The organism is Kitasatospora sp. NPDC057542 (genome assembly GCF_042801945.1).
GTDB lineage: Bacteria > Actinomycetota > Actinomycetes > Streptomycetales > Streptomycetaceae > Kitasatospora.
Genome location: NZ_JBHVFE010000175.1, coordinates 1 through 16,479, shown reverse-complemented (window position 1 = coordinate 16,479; position 16,479 = coordinate 1). Strand labels below are relative to the sequence as shown.

Annotated in this window: 18 protein-coding genes; 4 read left to right on the top strand and 14 right to left on the bottom strand. The window is 73.7% G+C overall.

The genetic code is table 11. The features are described from left to right. Positions 1–16: 16 nt before the first annotated feature. Genes hisF through hisD form a run of 8 tightly spaced genes read right to left on the bottom strand, consistent with a single transcriptional unit; the run spans position 17 to position 5,817 of the window. Entirely contained in the window at positions 17–787 is a 771-nt protein-coding gene (gene hisF / locus ACFU7Y_RS22165; protein ID WP_224280626.1) for an imidazole glycerol phosphate synthase subunit HisF, read from the bottom strand. Then, positions 784–1,215 (bottom strand): RidA family protein, encoded by a 432-nt coding sequence (locus ACFU7Y_RS22160; protein ID WP_224280627.1) that lies wholly within the window; start codon positions 1,213–1,215, stop codon positions 784–786. The genes hisF and ACFU7Y_RS22160 overlap by 4 nt, the downstream gene beginning before the upstream one ends. Then, positions 1,212–1,934 (bottom strand): bifunctional 1-(5-phosphoribosyl)-5-((5-phosphoribosylamino)methylideneamino)imidazole-4-carboxamide isomerase/phosphoribosylanthranilate isomerase PriA, encoded by a 723-nt coding sequence (gene priA / locus ACFU7Y_RS22155; protein WP_380769419.1) that lies wholly within the window; start codon positions 1,932–1,934, stop codon positions 1,212–1,214. The genes ACFU7Y_RS22160 and priA overlap by 4 nt, the downstream gene beginning before the upstream one ends. 20 nt (positions 1,935–1,954) lie before the next feature. Next, positions 1,955–2,590 (bottom strand): imidazole glycerol phosphate synthase subunit HisH, encoded by a 636-nt coding sequence (gene hisH, locus ACFU7Y_RS22150; RefSeq protein WP_380769418.1) that lies wholly within the window; start codon positions 2,588–2,590, stop codon positions 1,955–1,957. A gap of 37 nt (positions 2,591–2,627) precedes the next feature. After that, positions 2,628–2,765: a hypothetical protein gene (locus tag ACFU7Y_RS22145; RefSeq protein WP_224280629.1), complete on the bottom strand. Its 138-nt coding sequence runs from the start codon at positions 2,763–2,765 to the stop codon at positions 2,628–2,630. 11 nt (positions 2,766–2,776) lie between these two features. Next, positions 2,777–3,370 carry an imidazoleglycerol-phosphate dehydratase HisB gene (gene hisB, locus ACFU7Y_RS22140; RefSeq protein WP_224280630.1) on the bottom strand — a complete coding sequence of 198 codons (594 nt, stop codon included), beginning with the start codon at positions 3,368–3,370 and terminating at the stop codon, positions 2,777–2,779. 6 nt (positions 3,371–3,376) lie between these two features. Continuing rightward, a complete protein-coding gene (locus ACFU7Y_RS22135) occupies positions 3,377–4,477 on the bottom strand; it encodes a histidinol-phosphate transaminase (RefSeq protein ID WP_224280638.1) in 1,101 nt (366 codons plus the stop codon). A 5-nt stretch (positions 4,478–4,482) separates the two neighbouring features. Next, entirely contained in the window at positions 4,483–5,817 is a 1,335-nt protein-coding gene (gene hisD, locus ACFU7Y_RS22130) for a histidinol dehydrogenase (RefSeq protein WP_380769417.1), read from the bottom strand. A 91-nt stretch (positions 5,818–5,908) separates the two neighbouring features. Here hisD and ACFU7Y_RS22125 point away from each other — a divergent pair, with 91 nt between their 5' ends. From ACFU7Y_RS22125 to ybaK, 3 genes are read left to right on the top strand one after another with little or no spacing between them, the layout of a single operon-like run. Continuing rightward, positions 5,909–7,489 (top strand): oxidoreductase, encoded by a 1,581-nt coding sequence (locus ACFU7Y_RS22125; RefSeq protein WP_224280632.1) that lies wholly within the window; start codon positions 5,909–5,911, stop codon positions 7,487–7,489. 40 nt (positions 7,490–7,529) lie between these two features. Continuing rightward, positions 7,530–8,267, top strand: coding sequence for an LON peptidase substrate-binding domain-containing protein (locus tag ACFU7Y_RS22120; protein ID WP_263454980.1), 738 nt, complete (start codon positions 7,530–7,532; stop codon positions 8,265–8,267). A gap of 22 nt (positions 8,268–8,289) precedes the next feature. Beyond that, on the top strand, positions 8,290–8,784 hold the full coding sequence (gene ybaK / locus ACFU7Y_RS22115) for a Cys-tRNA(Pro) deacylase (protein WP_380769416.1): 495 nt from the start codon (positions 8,290–8,292) through the stop codon (positions 8,782–8,784). A 76-nt stretch (positions 8,785–8,860) separates the two neighbouring features. On the opposite strand, the gene ACFU7Y_RS22110 is transcribed toward ybaK, so the two are convergent. The 6 genes from ACFU7Y_RS22110 to ACFU7Y_RS22085 all read right to left on the bottom strand — a co-directional run bounded on the left by ACFU7Y_RS22110 (position 8,861) and on the right by ACFU7Y_RS22085 (position 15,286). After that, a complete protein-coding gene (locus ACFU7Y_RS22110; RefSeq protein WP_380769415.1) occupies positions 8,861–9,595 on the bottom strand; it encodes a hypothetical protein in 735 nt (244 codons plus the stop codon). Positions 9,596–9,732: 137 nt separating this feature from the next. After that, positions 9,733–10,542 (bottom strand): ABC transporter permease, encoded by an 810-nt coding sequence (locus ACFU7Y_RS22105; protein ID WP_224280635.1) that lies wholly within the window; start codon positions 10,540–10,542, stop codon positions 9,733–9,735. Continuing rightward, positions 10,539–11,537, bottom strand: coding sequence for an ABC transporter ATP-binding protein (locus tag ACFU7Y_RS22100; protein ID WP_224280636.1), 999 nt, complete (start codon positions 11,535–11,537; stop codon positions 10,539–10,541). The genes ACFU7Y_RS22105 and ACFU7Y_RS22100 overlap by 4 nt, the downstream gene beginning before the upstream one ends. Before the next feature lie 92 nt (positions 11,538–11,629). Then, on the bottom strand, positions 11,630–12,946 hold the full coding sequence (locus tag ACFU7Y_RS22095) for an NYN domain-containing protein (protein WP_380769414.1): 1,317 nt from the start codon (positions 12,944–12,946) through the stop codon (positions 11,630–11,632). 302 nt (positions 12,947–13,248) lie between these two features. Then, the gene (locus ACFU7Y_RS22090) at positions 13,249–14,295 is read right to left on the bottom strand and encodes an aspartate-semialdehyde dehydrogenase (RefSeq protein ID WP_224285108.1); all 1,047 of its coding nucleotides are present in this window, start codon (positions 14,293–14,295) and stop codon (positions 13,249–13,251) included. A gap of 103 nt (positions 14,296–14,398) precedes the next feature. Further along, entirely contained in the window at positions 14,399–15,286 is an 888-nt protein-coding gene (locus ACFU7Y_RS22085) for a dihydrodipicolinate synthase family protein (protein WP_380769413.1), read from the bottom strand. 143 nt (positions 15,287–15,429) lie between these two features. Here ACFU7Y_RS22085 and ACFU7Y_RS22080 point away from each other — a divergent pair, with 143 nt between their 5' ends. Further along, positions 15,430–16,317 carry a LysR family transcriptional regulator gene (locus ACFU7Y_RS22080; RefSeq protein ID WP_380769412.1) on the top strand — a complete coding sequence of 296 codons (888 nt, stop codon included), beginning with the start codon at positions 15,430–15,432 and terminating at the stop codon, positions 16,315–16,317. The last annotated feature ends 162 nt before the right edge of the window (positions 16,318–16,479 follow it).

Sequence of the window (16,479 nt, the reverse complement as noted above, 5' to 3'; positions counted from 1 at the left end):
GAACCGTACGGAGCGGTCACCGCACCGGGTGCCCGGCCTCCCGCAGCGCGCTCTTGACCTCGCCGATCCGCAGGTCCCCGAAGTGGAACACGCTGGCGGCGAGCACCGCGTCCGCGCCCGCGTCGACGGCGGGCGCGAAGTCCGCGAGCTTGCCCGCGCCACCGGAGGCGATCACCGGCACGGAGACGGTCCTGCGCACGGCCCGGATCATGTCCAGGTCGTAGCCGTCCTTGGTGCCGTCCGCGTCCATCGAGTTGAGCAGGATCTCGCCGGCCCCCGACTCGGCGGCGCGGCCGGCCCATTCGACGGCGTCGAGGCCGGTGCCCTGGCGGCCGCCGTGCGTGGTGACCTCGTAGCCCGATTCGGTCTCGGTGCCGGGAGGGCAGCGCCGGGCGTCCACCGAGAGGACCAGCACCTGCCGCCCGAACCGCTTGGCGATCTCGCGGATCAGCTCCGGCCGCGCGATGGCGGCCGTGTTGACGCCCACCTTGTCGGCGCCGGCCCGCAGCAGCTTGTCGACGTCCTCGACGGCGCGGATGCCGCCGCCCACCGTCAGCGGGATGAAGACCTGTTCGGCGGTGCGGCGGACCACGTCGTAGGTGGTCTCCCGGTCGCCCGAGGAAGCGGTGATGTCGAGGAAGGTCAGCTCGTCGGCGCCTTCGGCGTCGTAGAGCTTGGCCATCTCGACCGGGTCGCCGGCGTCGCGCAGGTTCTGGAAGTTGACGCCCTTGACCACCCGCCCGGCGTCCACGTCCAGGCAGGGGATGACACGTACTGCGAGGGTCACGGCTGTTTGCCTTCCAGGGTCTTTGCCAGCCCGGATCGGTAGGCGTCGAGCTCGACCTCGACCATCATCCGGGAGTCGATCAGGCCCTCGACCACCACCATGGTGGCCACCGGGCGTGCGGCGTCGAAGAGTTCGCGGTGGGCGCGGCCCACCTCCTCGGCGTCGCGGACGTGGGTGATGTACATCCGGGTGCGGACCACGTCGTCCACGGTCAGACCGTACGCGGCCAGGGCCTGGAGCCCGACGCCGAACGCGGCGAGGGCCTGCCGGTACGGGTCGCCCTCGTGCTCGATCCGGCCGTCCACCCAGGCGGTGGAGCCGGCCACGTGCACGTGGTCACCCGCGGCGACCGCCCGGGAGTAGCCGAACTCGTCCTCCCAGGGGGAGAAGCCGCCGACCCTGCCGCGTACGATCGGACCGTCCGTCATCCTGAAACCGCCTCCAGGGCCTCTTCGAGGGTGAACTTCTGCTCGTAGAGTGCCTTGCCCACGATGGCGCCCTCGACACCCTCGCCGACGAGCGAGGCGATGGCGCGCAGGTCGTCCAGCGAGGAGACGCCGCCGGAGGCGACCACGGGCTTGTCCGTCGCGGCGCAGACGTCGCGCAGCAGCTGGAGGTTGGGGCCGGTCAGGGTGCCGTCCCGGTTGACGTCGGTGACGACGTAGCGGGCGCAGCCCTCCTGGTCGAGGCGCGCCAGCACGTCGAAGAGCTGGCCGCCGTCGCGGGTCCAGCCGCGGCCGCGCAGGGTGGTGCCGACCACGTCCAGGCCGACGGCGATCTTGTCGCCGTGCTCGGCGATGGCCTTGGCGACCCACTCCGGGGCCTCCAGGGCGGCGGTGCCGAGGTTGACCCGGGTGCAGCCGGTGGCGAGCGCGCGGGCCAGCGACTCGTCGTCGCGGATGCCGCCGGACAGCTCGACCTTGACGTCCAGCTGTCCGGTGACCTCGCGCAGCAGCTCGTAGTTGCTGCCTGTCCCGAAGGCGGCATCCAGGTCGACCAGGTGCAGCCACTCGGCGCCGGCGTTCTGCCAGGCGAGGGCGGCGGCCAGCGGCTCGCCGAAGGAGGTCTCGGTGCCGGAGGCGCCCTTGACCAGGCGGACGGCCTGACCGTCCCGGACGTCGACGGCGGGCAGCAGTTCGAGGCTCATCAGATCCAACTCTCAGACAGTCAGAGGGTGTTGACCCAGTTGATCAGCAGGGCGGCGCCGGCGTCGCCGGACTTCTCGGGGTGGAACTGGGTGGCCCACAGCGGGCCGTTCTCGACGGCTGCGACGAACGGGTGCCCGTGGGTGGCCCAGGTGACCAGCGGCGGGTTGATCCGCGCGCTGTGGGTCTCCAGCTCCCAGTGCCGCACGCCGTAGGAGTGCACGAAGTAGAAGCGGGTCTGCGGGTCGAGGCCGGCGAACATCCGGCTCTCCTCGGGCGCGTCCACGGTGTTCCAGCCCATGTGCGGGACGACGGGGGCCTCCAGCGGCTCCACGGTGCCCGGCCACTCGTCGCAGCCGGCGGTCTCCACGCCGTGCTCGACCCCCTTCTCGAAGAGGATCTGCATGCCGACGCAGATGCCCATGACCGGTCGGCCCCCCGCGAGCCGGCGGCCGACGATCCAGTCCCCGCGGACGGACTTGAGCCCGCGCATGCAGGCCTCGAAGGCGCCCACGCCGGGGACGAGCAGGCCGTCCGCGGCCATCGCGGTGTCGTAGTCGGAGCTGACGGTGACGTCCGCTCCGGTCCGCTCCAGGGCGCGCTGCGCCGAGCGGAGGTTGCCGGAGCCGTAGTCGAGGACGACGACGTTCTTGCCCATGTTCAGGTGTCCAGTCTCTATGCGGCGGGCGGCGGGTCTACAGGCGCATGAGGCCGGAGGCCAGGCACATCACGGAGCCGAAGGCGAGCACCAGGATGACGCTCTTCGACTGCTTCTGCTTCCAGAAGGAGATGACTCCGCCGGCCAGGAAGAGGCCGACGAAGATGAGGATCATCGCAGTATTGCTCACAGCGCACCCTTGGTCGACGGAAGGATTCCGGCCGCGCGCGGGTCGCGCTCGGCGGCGTAGCGCAGCGCCCGGGCCAGCGCCTTGAACTGGCACTCCACGATGTGGTGCGCGTTGCGCCCGTACGGCACGTGGACGTGCAGCGCGATCTGTGCCTGGGCCACGAAGGACTCCAGGATGTGCCGGGTCATCGTGGTGTCGTACGAGCCGATCATCGGCGCGATGCCCTCGGGCTCGGTGTGCACCAGGTACGGCCGGCCGGAGAGGTCCACGGTGACCTGGGCGAGCGACTCGTCCAGCGGCACCGTGCAGTTGCCGAAGCGGTAGATGCCCACCTTGTCGCCGAGCGCCTGCCTGAAGGCGGCGCCGAGCGCGAGGGCGGTGTCCTCGATGGTGTGGTGGGTGTCGATGTGCAGGTCGCCGTCGGTCTTGACAGTGAGGTCGAACAGGCCGTGCCGGCCGAGCTGGTCGAGCATGTGGTCGTAGAAGCCGACGCCCGTGGAGATGTCGGTCCTCCCGGTGCCGTCGAGGTCTATCTCGACCAGGACCGAGGTCTCCTTGGTGGTGCGCTCGACGCGTCCGATGCGGGACATGGGGGGTTACAGCTCCTTGATCACAGTGCGGACGGCGTCCAGGAAGGCGTCGTTCTCGGCCGGCGTGCCGGCGGTGACCCGCAGCCACCCGGGGACGCCGTTGTCGCGGACCAGGACGCCCTGGTCGAGGATGGCCTGCCACACCGCGCGGGTGTCGGCGAAGCGGCCGAACTGGACGAAGTTGGCGTCCGAGTCGGTGACCTCCAGGCCCATCCCGCGCAGCGCGTCGACCAGCCGGTCGCGCTCCTCCTTGAGCCGCCCGACGTACCCGAGCAGGGTGTCGGTGTGCTCCAGGCAGGCCAGCGCGGTGGCCTGGGTGACGGCCGACAGGTGGTACGGCAGGCGCACCAGCTGCACCGCGTCCACCACGGCCGGGTCGGCGGCCAGGTAGCCCAGGCGCAGCCCGGCCGCGCCGAAGGCCTTGGACATGGTGCGGCTGACCACCAGGTCGGGGCGGCCCTCGATCAGCGGCAGCAGCGAGGCGCGGTGCGAGAACTCGACGTACGCCTCGTCCACCACCACCAGGCTGGGCCGGGCGGCCTGCGCGGCCTCGTACAGCCGCAGCACGGTGTCGGCGTCCACGGCGGTGCCGGTCGGGTTGTTCGGCGAGCAGATGAAGACCACGTTCGGCCGGTGCTCCGCGATGGCGGCGACGGCGGCGTCCACGTCGATGGTGAAGTCCTCGTTGCGCGGGCCGGAGATCCAGGCGGTGCCGGTGCCCCGGGAGATCAGCGCGTGCATCGAGTACGAGGGCTCGAAGCCGAGCGCGCTGCGGCCGGGGCCGCCGAAGGTCTGCAGCAGCTGCTGGAGCACCTCGTTGGAGCCGTTGGCGGCCCACACCTGCTCACGCCGGACCGGGAAGCCGGTGGTCTTCCCGAGGTACGCGGCGAGACCCTCGCGCAGCTCGACCGCGTCCCGGTCGGGGTAGCGGTTCAGCCCGCGGGCGGCCTCGGCGACGCGCTCGGCGATCCGGGCCACCAGCTCCTCGGGCAGCGGGTACGGGTTCTCGTTGGTGTTCAGCTGGACGGGCACGTCCAGCTGCGGCGCGCCGTACGGGGACTGGCCGCGCAGCTCGTCCCGGATGGGCAGGTCGTCGATGCGAGTCACGGGAGTCACGAGCCCGACACCGTCCAGTCGCTGTGCCAGTTCCGTTCGTCTCCGACGAAACGTGCCTTGATCGCGTCCCCGTGCCCCGGCAGGTCCTCCGCGTTCGCCAGGGTGACCACGTGCGCGGCGACGTCCGCGAGCGCGTCCCGGTCGTACTCGACGACCTGGACGCCGCGCAGGAAGGTCTGCACCGACAGCCCGGAGGAGTGGCAGGCGCAGCCGCCGGTCGGCAGCACGTGGTTGGAGCCGGCCGCGTAGTCGCCCAGCGAGACCGGGGTCCAACGGCCGATGAAGATCGCGCCGGCGTTGACCACCCGGGCCGCCACCGCGTGCGCGTCGCGGGTCTGGACCTCCAGGTGCTCGGCCGCGTACGCGTTGACCACGGCGAGGCCCTGCTCCAGGTCGTCGACCAGGATGATGCCGGACTGCTTGCCGCCCAGCGCCTCGGCCACCCGCTCGCTGTGCTTGGTCTTCGCGACCTGCACGGCCAGCTCGGCCTCGACGGCGTCGGCCAGCGCCGGGGAGTCGGTGACCAGCACCGAGCCGGAGGTCGGGCCGTGCTCGGCCTGGCTGATCAGGTCCGCGGCGACGTCGCTCGGCAGTGCGCTGTCGTCGGCGAGGACGGCGATCTCGGTCGGGCCGGCCTCCGAGTCGATGCCGATCCGGCCGGCGAAGTAGCGCTTGGCGGCGGCCACGTAGATGTTGCCGGGGCCGGTGACCATGTTCACCGGCTCGCACTCCTCGGTGCCGAGGGCGAACATCGCGACCGCCTGGGCGCCGCCGACGGCGTAGACCTCGTCCACGCCGAGCAGGGCGCAGGCCGCCAGGATGGTCGGGTGGACGCGGCCCCCGAACTCCTTCTGCGGCGGCGAGGTGACCGCGATGCCCTTCACACCCGCCTCCTGGGCCGGCACCACGTTCATCACCACGGAGGACGGGTAGACCGCCAGCCCGCCCGGCACGTACAGGCCGACCCGCTCGACCGGCACCCAGCGCTGGGTGACCGTGCCGCCCGGCACCACCTGGGTGGTGTGCCCGGTGCGGCGCTGGTCGGCGTGCACGGCGCGGGCCCGGCGGATCGACTCCTCCAGCGCGGCCCGCACCCTCGGGTCCAGCGTCTCCAGCGCCGCGGTCAGCTGCTCGGCCGGGACCCTGGTCGACTCCAGCCGGACGCCGTCGAAGCGCTCGGTGATCTCGATCAGCGCCGCGACCCCGCGATGGCGTACGTCCTCGGCGATCGGCCGCACCTTCTCCAGGGCGGCCGCGACGTCGAACTCGGCACGGGGCAGCAGGTCACGCGGGTCGTCCAGCGAGCCGCGGAGGTCGATTCGAGAGATCACGCCACCCAGTGTAAGGAGTGGCCGGAACCGCTGGTCCCGTATTTCAGTCCGTGATACGAAAGGCGAGACGACCGGGGGGACGGGGGAAACCATGGCGGAGCGCGCTCCGGAGGGCTGGGACGGGGTCGAGCAGAGGCTCTGGGAGGCCTACCGCCAGGGCGGGATCCTGGACCTGCGGACCGGCGCGGCGGACACCGACGACCCCTTCGGCGACGCCCTCTGGGGCCCCGAGCGCACCGTCCGCGCCGAGGTGCTCGCCCACCTGCTGCTGGCCGGCCCGAAGCCCGCTCCCGGGCGGGTCGCCTCGCTGCGGCTCAGCGGCGTGCTGGTCACCGGCCCGCTCACGCTGGCCGGCGCCACCATCGACCGCTACGTCGAGCTCCAGGGCTGCCGCTTCGAGCAGAAGATCCTCATCTCCGAGGCCGCGGCCTCGACGCTGCGCTTCGTGAGCTGCCTGATCCCCCGGCTGGAGGCCTCCCGGCTCTCCACCACCGGCGACCTCCACCTGGCCCGCTGCCGCGTCCCCGAGGGCATCCGGCTCACCGACTCCAAGATCGGCACCGACCTGCTGCTCAACCAGACCGTGGTCGGCGGCGACCGCTACGCCCGCGCCATCTCCGCCGACGGGATCACCGTCAACCAGGACTTCGAGGCCGAACGACTGGAGACGAACGGCGAGTTGAGCATACGCACGGCCCGCATAGGCGGCCGGCTCTCGCTGCGCGGCGCCCAGCTGCGCGCCGTCCCGCAGAAGAACCGCGTCTGCCTCAACGCCGTGCGCGTCAGCGTCGGCCACACCCTCTACCTGACCGGCTCCGCCGACAACGGCTGGGCCGACTCCCGCGGCTACTACGGCTCCGGCTACGGCCGGGTCCCGGCGCCCGACGGTCCCATCACCCCGTTCCGCGCCTGGGGCCAGGTCCGCCTCTCCGACTCCCGCTTCGACAGCGCCTGCCTGATCTCCGGCGAGTTCCACCTGGAGGGTGACGACGAACTCGCCCTGCGCCGCATCCAGACCCCCGAGCTGCGCTTCTCCTGCAAGTCCCGTCCCACCGGCAAGGTCTCGCTCTCCCGCGCCCGGGTCGGCAACCTGGTCGACGACCCGGAGGCCTGGCCGCTGGGCAAGCACCTGGGCCTCACCGGCTTCGTGTACGAGAACCTGCGCCCGATCACCGCCTTCACCGTCCGGCAGCGGATCGCCTGGCTGGAGGGCTCCTCGGTGGACTTCCAGCCCGAGTCCTACGAGCAGCTCGCCGCCGCCCTGCGCCGCGACGGCGCCGACGACGACGCCCGCGAGGTGCTCTACGCCAAGCAGCGCCGGCGCCGCCGTACCCTGCCGCTGCCCGCCCGGGTCTGGGGCGCGGTGCAGGACGCCACCGTCGGCTACGGCTACCGTCCGGGCCGGGCCGGCCTGTGGCTGCTGCTCGCCTGGATCCTCGGCAGCCTCTGGTTCGCCACCCACCCGCTGGAGCCGCTCAAGGCCGACGAGCGCCCGCACTGGAACCCGGTGCTCTACACCCTCAACCAGCTGCTGCCGATCGTGGACCTCAACCAGGGCGGCTGGAACCCCGGCGGCCTCACCCAGTGGATCTCCGCCGGGCTGGTCGTCATCGGCTGGCTGCTCGCCTCCACGGTCGTCGCCGGCGCCACCCGGATGCTCCAGCGCGGTTGACCGTCAACCGCGCGACAAGGCCCCCGTCCGGGGAACTACGCTGTCCGCCGTGACAGAACGGCTGCCGCTCTTCCCGATGAACACCGTGCTCTACCCGGGCCTGGTGCTGCCCCTGAACGTCTTCGAGGAGCGCTACCGCCGTCTGGTCGCCGACCTGCTCGAACAGTCCGAGGACACCCCCCGGCGGTTCGGCGTGCTCGCGATCAAGGACGGCCGGGAGGTCGCTCCGGTCAGGCCCGAGGAGGGCCCGGCCGGTCCGCTGGACGGCCTCGGCACCGTCACCGGGGACCCGCTGGAGGCGATCTTCCGCATCGGCTGCGTCGCCGACGTCGCCTCCGTCCAGCACCAGCCGGACGGCCACTACGAGCTGCTGGTCACCGGCACGACCCGGTTCCGGCTGTGCTCGGTGGACGTCTCCGGCCCGTACCTGACCGGCGAGATCGAGCCGATCGAGGAGCGCCCCGGCGAGGGTTCCGGCGCGCTGGCCTCCGAGGTCGAGCGGGCGTTCCGGGTCTACCAGAAGCGCCTGGCCGGTGCCCGCGAGGCCAGCACCGTCGGCCACCAGGACCTCCCGGACGACCCCCAGGTGCTCTCCTACCTGGTCGCCGCCGCCTCGGTGTTCGAGACGCCGGTCAAGCAGCAGCTGCTCGCCTGCCCGGACACCGCCCAGCGGCTGCGCGCCGAACTCGACCTGCTGCGCCGCGAGACCGCCGTCCTCAGCTGGCTGCCCTCGCTGCCCGCCGTCGACCTCACCCGCCAGTCCTTCAGCCCCAACTGACCGAGGACCCCGAGGACCCCGCATGGCCAGGAAGACCAGGAAGGGCGGCCAGGGCACACCCGCCACCGTCGCCCTGGAAGCCGCCGCCGTCCCGTTCACCGTGCACGCCTACGACCACGACCCGGCCGCCGTCTCCTACGGCGGCGAGGCCGCCGAGGTGCTCGGCATCGCCCCCGAGCGGGTCTTCAAGACCCTCGTCGCCGACGTGGACGGCACCCTCACGGTCGGCGTGGTCCCGGTCACCGGCCAGCTCGACCTCAAGGCTCTGGCTGCGGCCGTCGGCGGCAAGCGCGCCGCCATGGCCGACCCGGCCGCCGCCGAGCGCAGCAGCGGCTACGTCCGCGGCGGCATCTCACCGCTGGGCCAGCGCCGCCCGCTGCGCACCGTCCTCGACGCCAGCGCGCTCGGCCACCCCACCATCTACGTCTCGGCGGGCCGCCGCGGACTCGAAGTCGAGCTCGCCCCCACCGACCTCGTCTCCCTCACCGGGGCCCGCACCGCCCCCATCGCCCGCTGAGACCACCCCGCGCCCTCACAGCAGGGGCCCGGGGAACCGTGCGGGGCGGAAGGCACCGCCCCGCACCCGGCGACGCTCAGTGCCCCGTGCCGCGCCCCGTCTCCGTGCCGCTCTCCGTCTCCGTGCCGCTCTCCGTCTTCGTGCCGCTCTCCGTCTTCGGCCCCGGCCCGTCCCACGGCCCCAGCGGAGCCCCCGCCGCAGACGCCCCCGTCGGAGCCCCCCAGTACGGCGGCGGGTCCTCCTCCCGCTTCCCGAACGCCGCGGAGAGCAGGAGCAGCACCACCATCGCCGTCATCGGCCACACCAGCAGCGCTCCCATCGCCCCCAGGTCGATGCTCGCGTCGAAGTGCCCGCCGTCGCCGACCCTCCGGGCCTCGCCGATCAGGTCGCTGCTCGGCCCGAGCCACCGCCCGATCCGCCAGGCCCCGACCGATCCGAGCAGCCCGCCGATGGTCAGCCCCAGCGCGACGCAGATGCCGCCGCCGCGCCGACGGGTGACCAGGAAGGCCCCGAGCGCGGTCACGATGCCGGCCCCCAGGCCGATGAGCACGAACAGCGCGTCGGCCCCGGCCCGCTGCTCCCCTTCGGGGTCCGCGTAGAGGATGCGGTCCCCGTCCACCACCAGCGGCACCTTCGGCGCCAGCCAGGCCCACAGCCCGGCCACCACCAGACCGGCCACCAGGCAGGCGATCACGACGCCGGCCCCGACCCGGACCTCCGGCAGCAGCCGCTGCCCCAGCGGGGTCGTCCCGTGCCCGAGGGCGGTGCCCCCCTGCGGAGGCGCGAACGGGTCGGACGCTGCGTCCGGCACGGCCTGCACATCGGCGGGCGCGGGATCCGGAGGTGTGTTCGGTACGGTCACAGGCCCCATCGTTTCACGACGGCCACTCGAACGACCCACCACACCCACTCGGTGCCCTGCCACGAAACGGCCTGCCGGGAAACGGCCTACCGCGAGACCGCCCGCCGGTACGCCCACGTGGCGACGGCCAGCGACACCACGCCCACCCCTGCGCAGACCGCCAGGTCCCCGAGGACCAGCGCCCAGTCCGGATCGGGCGTGAAGGTCCGCGCGAAGGCGTCCACCCCGTACGTGGACGGCAACAGGTCCCGCAGCCACTGCACCGGCTGCGGCAGGTGGTCCACCGGCAGCACGCCCAGCAGCAGGGCGGCCGACATCCCGAGCTGTCCGAGCATCGTCGCGATCTCCTGCCGCGGTGCCAGCAGCCCGCAGGCCGCCCCCAGCCCCGACAGCGCGGCCCCGGCCAGCGGCACGACCGCCAGCAGCACCCACAGCTGCCCGAGCGGCAGCCCGAACATCACCGCCCCGATCGCCGCCGTGGCGACCGTCCCCGGCAGGGTGAAGGAGGCGTACGCGGCGGCCGACCCCAGGACCACCGAGGCGGCCGGCACCGGCAGGGTCGCGTAGTGGTCGAGCCCTCCGGTGGCCCGCAGCTTGCCGAAGTACTGGGCGAGCAGGTTCAGCGCGACGAACGCCACCACCAGCACGCTCGACCCGGCGACCACCGACCGCGCCTCCGAGGACTGCCCGGCGTCCACCACGCCCCGCATCATCACCAGGATGCCCACGGACTGGAAGGTGGCCACGAACAGCAGCGGGATGCGCGCCACCCGCGCCCGGGCGAGCTGCGCCCGGTAGACGGCCGCGAGCGCCGGCAGCAGCCTGGCCGCGGGGGCGAGCGGGGCGGGGGCGGCCGTGGACCGGTCGGTCCGCGGGGGCACCGAGAGCAGCGTCACTTGGCCAGTCCTCCGTGGCGGCCGCCCAGCTTGAGGTAGGCGTCCTCAAGGCTCGGGGTGGCAAGGGTGAAGTCGTCGAGCGCGGCGAAGGCCGGGCCGGTGGTGACGGCGGCGACCAGTTCGCGGGCCTGCTCGGGGGTGGTGCGGACGGTCCAGCGGCGCCCGGTGCGCTCGGCCCGTTCGCGCAGCGCGGCGACGGCGGGCACGCCGAGCGGCGCCTCGTCCCGCCAGACCAGGTCGAGCCGGACGTCGCCGTCCACCAGCGCCTTGAGCCCGCCGGGCGTGTCGCAGGCGATCACCCGGCCGTCGTCCACCACGGCGACCCGGTCGAGCACCGTCTCCGCCTCGATCACGTTGTGGGTGACCAGCAGCACCGTCGTCCCGTGCTCCGCGCGGCGCCGGTCCACGGCGCTCCACACGGCCCGCCGGGCGACGGGGTCCATCCCGGTGGTGGGCTCGTCCAGGACGAGCAGCGGCCGCTCCCCCACCAGGGTGGCCGCGAAGCAGGCGAGCCGCCGCTGTCCGCCGGACAGCTTGGCGAGCGGCCGGCCGGCGATCGGCTCCAGCCCGAGTTCGGCCAGGACGTCCGCCGCCGCACTCCGGGCCTGCGCCCGGGTGAGTCCGCGCAGCCGCCCGGTGGTCTCGGCGGCGAGCGCCACCGTCAGTTCGTCCAGCGCGGTGGATTCCTGCCCGAGGTAGCCGAGCAGCCGCGCGGCCCGCTCGGGGTGCCGCACGATGTCGTGGCCGAAGAGTTCCACGGATCCCGAGTCGGGGCGCAGCAGCCCGGTGAGCTGGCGCACCAGCGTCGACTTCCCGGCCCCGTTGGGCCCGAGCAGCCCGAAGATCTCGCCCGGCCGCACGGTGAGGCTGATCCCGTCGTTGGCCCGGATCTCGCCGGCGGCCGCGCCGCGCCCGCTGCGGTAGGTCCTGACCAGGTCGCGCACGGCCACGCACGGCAGGGGTTCCTCGGGTGCTCGCCCGGCCGTCTCGTTCACGACCGAAGACTCTACGCGCTCATACGGGCGAACCGGACAACGGGGCCCGGCTCCGCCCCCCGGCCGGCGGATCGGCCGGCGGATCGACCGGCTCAGTCGTCGACGACCATCGACCCGCCCGGCACCCGCGCCGCCAGTTCCTTCCAGAACCCGGCCCGGATGGCGTAGCGGTCGTGCTCGTCGATCTGGTCGTCCTTGTGCGCCAGCAGCCCGAAGCGGGCGGCGTAGCGCAGCAGCTCGCCGTCCACCCGGTGCGGGATGCGCGGGTAGTCGGGCCAGAGCGTGGTGAGTCTTTCGGCGTCGCCGACGCGTTCGCTCCAGCGGCGGGCGAAGACCTGCCCGACTTCGTGGGCGTCGCCGCCGATGGAGGTGATGTCCTCCTCGCGGTCGGCCCAGCGCTGCTCGGCGGTGGTGAGCTGGGCGAGGGTGGGCAGGCTGTCGCCGGCGGTGACGGCGGGCTCCGGGGCGGGCCGGTCCACCCAGCCCCGGTCGGAGGACCATCGCAGCACCGGACCGGTCTGCGCGACGGCCCCGTGCCCGTTCGCCCCGTGCCCGTTCGCGCCGTGCCCGTTCGCGCCGTGCCCGTTCGCGCCGTGCCCGTTGGTGCCGTTCGCCACCGGGGTGATCGGGGTGACCGAGGAGGCCCGCCCGGCCAGGTCCTTCGGCGTCGGTACGACCTTGAGCGCGGCCGCGGCCGGCTGCGGCCCCCCGTTGGCGGCGGGTGCGGCGCTCGCCGGGGCCTCGGCCGCGGCAGCGGGCCGGACCACCGGCGGCACCACGGTGGGCAGCGCGGCGGGCGGGGCGGCGAGGATCTTGGCGATCTCCTGCCGGGCCCCCTGGGCCGGGAACATGCTGGAGTGCTCGCGCAGCGAGAAGGACCCCTCGATCCACTCCCGGTCCAGCACCCGCCGCTCGTCCGCCTCGCCGACCAGGTCCTCGGACTGGTTGAAGTCGCCGTCGGCGGCCTGGAGGGCCCACAGGTGGACGGCCACCCCGTGTTCCTTGGCGGTCATCATGCCGGGCAGCAGGTCCCCGTCGCCGGTGATCAGCACGACGTCGGCGCAGGCCCGGTTGCGGGCGAGTTCGGAGAGTTCGGCGTGCATCGCGGCGTCCACGCCCTTCTGCACCCAGCGTCCCTCGGCCCGGGTGAGCGCGCCGAGCCGTACGGTGACCCTGGGCAGCACCCTCAGCCGCCGGTGCTCGGGCATCGGGCGCCGGTCGGGCGCGGCGTCGAACCAGTAGATCCGCAGCAGCGGCAGCCCGGTCTCGGCCTCGGCGCGCTCTCGCAGCGCGGTGATCAGGGCCGTGTGGTTCACGGTGACCTTGGAGCGGGACGGATCCCCCGCGAGCAGGCTGGCGGCGGCGCCCAGCAGGTATCCGGCGTCCACCAGGACGACACAGCGGTCCATCGCGCACCTCTTTTCGCTCGCCCTCGGAATCAGTCGGGTGGGTCGATTCGGGAATGGGCGGTCCGCCCGCCGTCCGGGCGTGCCGAGGTGAGGGGCCCCCGTCGTCGCCCGATCGTTGGGTCACCTTTTACCCGCGGTTCGTCTGCCGAACCTCGCCGGTTGTCCCGGTCCGGCAACAGCCGGCCCGACGTGGAGCGACGGGGCGGCGGACAAAGAAGGCGGGCCCCGTTCAACGACGAGGCCCGCCCGAGGTCACGCAGCGGTGCTCCGACCGGCGGACGCCGGTGGTCGGCCGGTGGGGCTCAGCCCTTGAGCTCGGCGGCGACCAGCTCGGCCAGCTGGACGGCGTTCAGGGCTGCGCCCTTGCGCAGGTTGTCGTTCGAGACGAACAGCGACAGGCCGTTGTCCACCGTCTCGTCCACCCGGATGCGGCCGACGTAGCTCGGGTCCTGGCCGGCGGCCTGGAGCGGGGTGGGGATGTCGGACAGCTCGACGCCGGGGGCGCCGCTGAGCAGCTCGACGGCGCGCTCGGGGCTGATCGGGCGCTCGAAGCGGGCGTTGATCTGCAGCGAGTGGCCGGAGAAGACCGGGACGCGCACGCAGGTGCCGGCGACCTTCAGGGCGGGAATGCCGAGGATCTTGCGGCTCTCGTGGCGGAGCTTCTGCTCCTCGTCGGTCTCGTTGGAGCCGTCGTCCACGAGGGAGCCGGCCAGCGGGACCACGTTGAAGGCGATCGGCCGCTGGTAGACCTTGGGTGCGGGGAACTCGACGGCACCGCCGTCGTGGGCGAGCGCGGCGGCGCCGTCCACGACCTTGGCGGCCTGGTCCTGGAGCTCGGCGACGCCGGCCACACCGCTGCCGGACACGGCCTGGTAGGTGGAGACGACGAGTGCGGCCAGGCCGGCCTCCTCGTGCAGCGGGCGCAGCACGGGCATGGCGGCCATGGTGGTGCAGTTCGGGTTGGCGATGATGCCCTTGGGGCGGTCCGCGATGGCCTCGGGGTTGACCTCGGAGACGACCAGCGGGACCTCGGGGTCGCGGCGCCAGGCGGAGGAGTTGTCGATCACCACGGCACCGGCCGCGGCGACCTTGGGGGCCAGGGCCTTGGAGGTCGAGCCGCCGGCCGAGAAGATCACGATGTCCAGGCCGGTGTAGTCGGCCGTGGCCGCGTCCTCGACGGTGACCTCGGTGCCCTGCCAGGGCAGCGTGCGCCCGGCCGAGCGGGCCGAGGCGAACAGCCGCAGCTGCTCCACGGGGCCGATTCCACCGGGAAGTCCGGCGCGCTCCGCCAGGATCTCGCGGACCACGCCGCCGACCTGGCCGGTGGCACCGACAATGCCGATCTTCATCTCCGACTACTCCTCTGAATGGTGCTGTTCACAGCCGCACTCTGCCCATCATGCCTTGTCACGCGGGTGGGACGGCCTGGTGTTCCACGGTGTGAGAGCGCGCCTACTGGTCCAGACCACTGGCGAGGGCCAGTGCGGCGCGGACCTCCGCCTCCCCGGCCGGCAGCAGTGGCAGCCGCACGTCCGGGGTCGGGATGCGGCCCTGGGCGTGCAGCACGCCCTTGGTCACCGTCGGATTCGGCGCCGTGAAGGCGGACAGCGCCAGCCCGGTCAGCCGGTGCCCGAGCGCCCGCGCCCGCTCCACGTCCCCGGCCTGCCAGGCCTCGACCAGCTCGACGAACCGGGCGGTCGCCAGGTGCGCGGAGGCGAGGATGCCGCCGGCCGCGCCGAGCGCCAGCATCGGCGAGAGGTAGGCGTCCTCGCCCGTGAGGAAGGCGAACCCCTCGGGGGTGTCGGCGAGCAGCTCGGCGGCCGTCTGGTCCAGCCCGCCGGTCGCGTACTTGACGCCCACCACGCCCTCGATCGCGGCGAGTTCGCGCAGCGCGGCGGTGGAGAGCTGCTGCCCGGTGCGGTACGGGATGTGGTAGACGAGCAGCGGCAGCGGGCTGCTCGCGGCCAGCGCCCGGAAGTGCGCGACCGTCCCGGCCTCGCCGGCCCGGACGAAGGACGGCGTGGTGACCAGCGCCGCCGCCTGCGGCACCCGCGCGCCGAGCGCGGCCAGCGCCTCGCCGACGGCCCGGGTGTCGCCGCCGGAGGCGCCGACGGTCAGCTGAGCCCCGCGCGCGGCGCAGGCGGCCGCGGCGACGTCCACCACCGCGTCCCGCTCCTCGGCGGTCAGCGCGGCCGGTTCACCGGTGGTGCCGAGCGCGACCAGTCCGGCCGCCCCGGCGTCCAGGACCTCGTGCGCGAGCTTCTCCAGCGCGTCGAGGGCGACGGAGCCGTCGGCGGCGAAGGGGGTGATCAGGGGGATGTGGATGCCCTTGAGTTCCATGCCAACGATCCTGCGGCCCGCCGATCGCCCAGGTCCAGTTCATGTTTCCGACGCTTCTCGTAAGCTGAACCGATGCTCGGCCGCGAAGGGCCTCGGACCCGGGTCTCCGGGGCGGGTCTCCGGGCAGGCCCTAGGCTGGCCCGATGCTGGATGTCCGACGCCTGCGCCTGCTGCGCGAACTCGCCCACCTCGGCACCATCGCGGCCGTCGCCGAGGCACTCTCCTTCAGCCCCTCGGCGGTCTCCCAGCAGCTGTCCGTCCTGGAGAAGGAGGCGGGCGTCCCGCTGCTGGAGCGCACCGGGCGGCGGGTCACCCTCACCCCGGCCGGGCGCAACCTGGTCCGGCACGCCGAGGCGGTGCTCGCCCTGCTGGAGCAGGCCGGCGCCGAACTCGCCCACGCCAAGCGGGGGTTGGCCGGTCCGCTGCGGATCGGCACCTACCCCTCGGCGGCCCGGGCGATCATCCCTGCGGTGCTCGCCGAACTGGCCGGCTGGCACCCGGGGCTGGAGCCGATGGTCACCGAGGTGGACCCGGCGGCCGTCGGCGCGGCGCTGCGGGCGGGCGAGCTGGACGTGGCGCTGGTGCACGAGTACGACCTCGTCCCGACCGATCCGGAGCCGGGCCTCGCGGTGACCCGCCCGGTCTTCACCGAGCCCATGTACCTGGCCGCCCGCACCCCGGGCACCGTCGCCGAGCAGCGCGGCGCACCGTGGATCATGTCCCCGCCGGACACGCTCTGCCACACCATGGCCGTCCGCGCCTGCGAGGCGGCGGGCTTCGCACCCCGGATCCGGCACCAGATCGACGACTTCACCACCGTGCTGGCCCTGGTGGCGGCCGGCCAGGGCGTCGCCCTGGTCCCCCACCTGGGCACGGCCGGGCCCCCGCCCGGCGTCGTCCTCACCCGCCTGCCGATGTACCGCCGCACCCGCGCCGCGTTCCGCGCCGGCGCCGGCTCCCACCCGGCCATCTCGGCCTTCGTCTCGGCCCTGCACACAGCCGTCCCGCCGGGGCTCGGCAGCGGCGCCTGAGGTTCCCGCCCCACCGGCGACTGCACGCTCGTCGCCGTCTGCACCAGCGCGAACACCGCCCGCGCGGCGTCCGGCGCCACCACCCCGTGCACCCACAGCGCCGGATCCGGGTGGTCGCCGCGCACCACGTCACCGCCGTGCAGCAGGGGGCGCAGCCGCTTG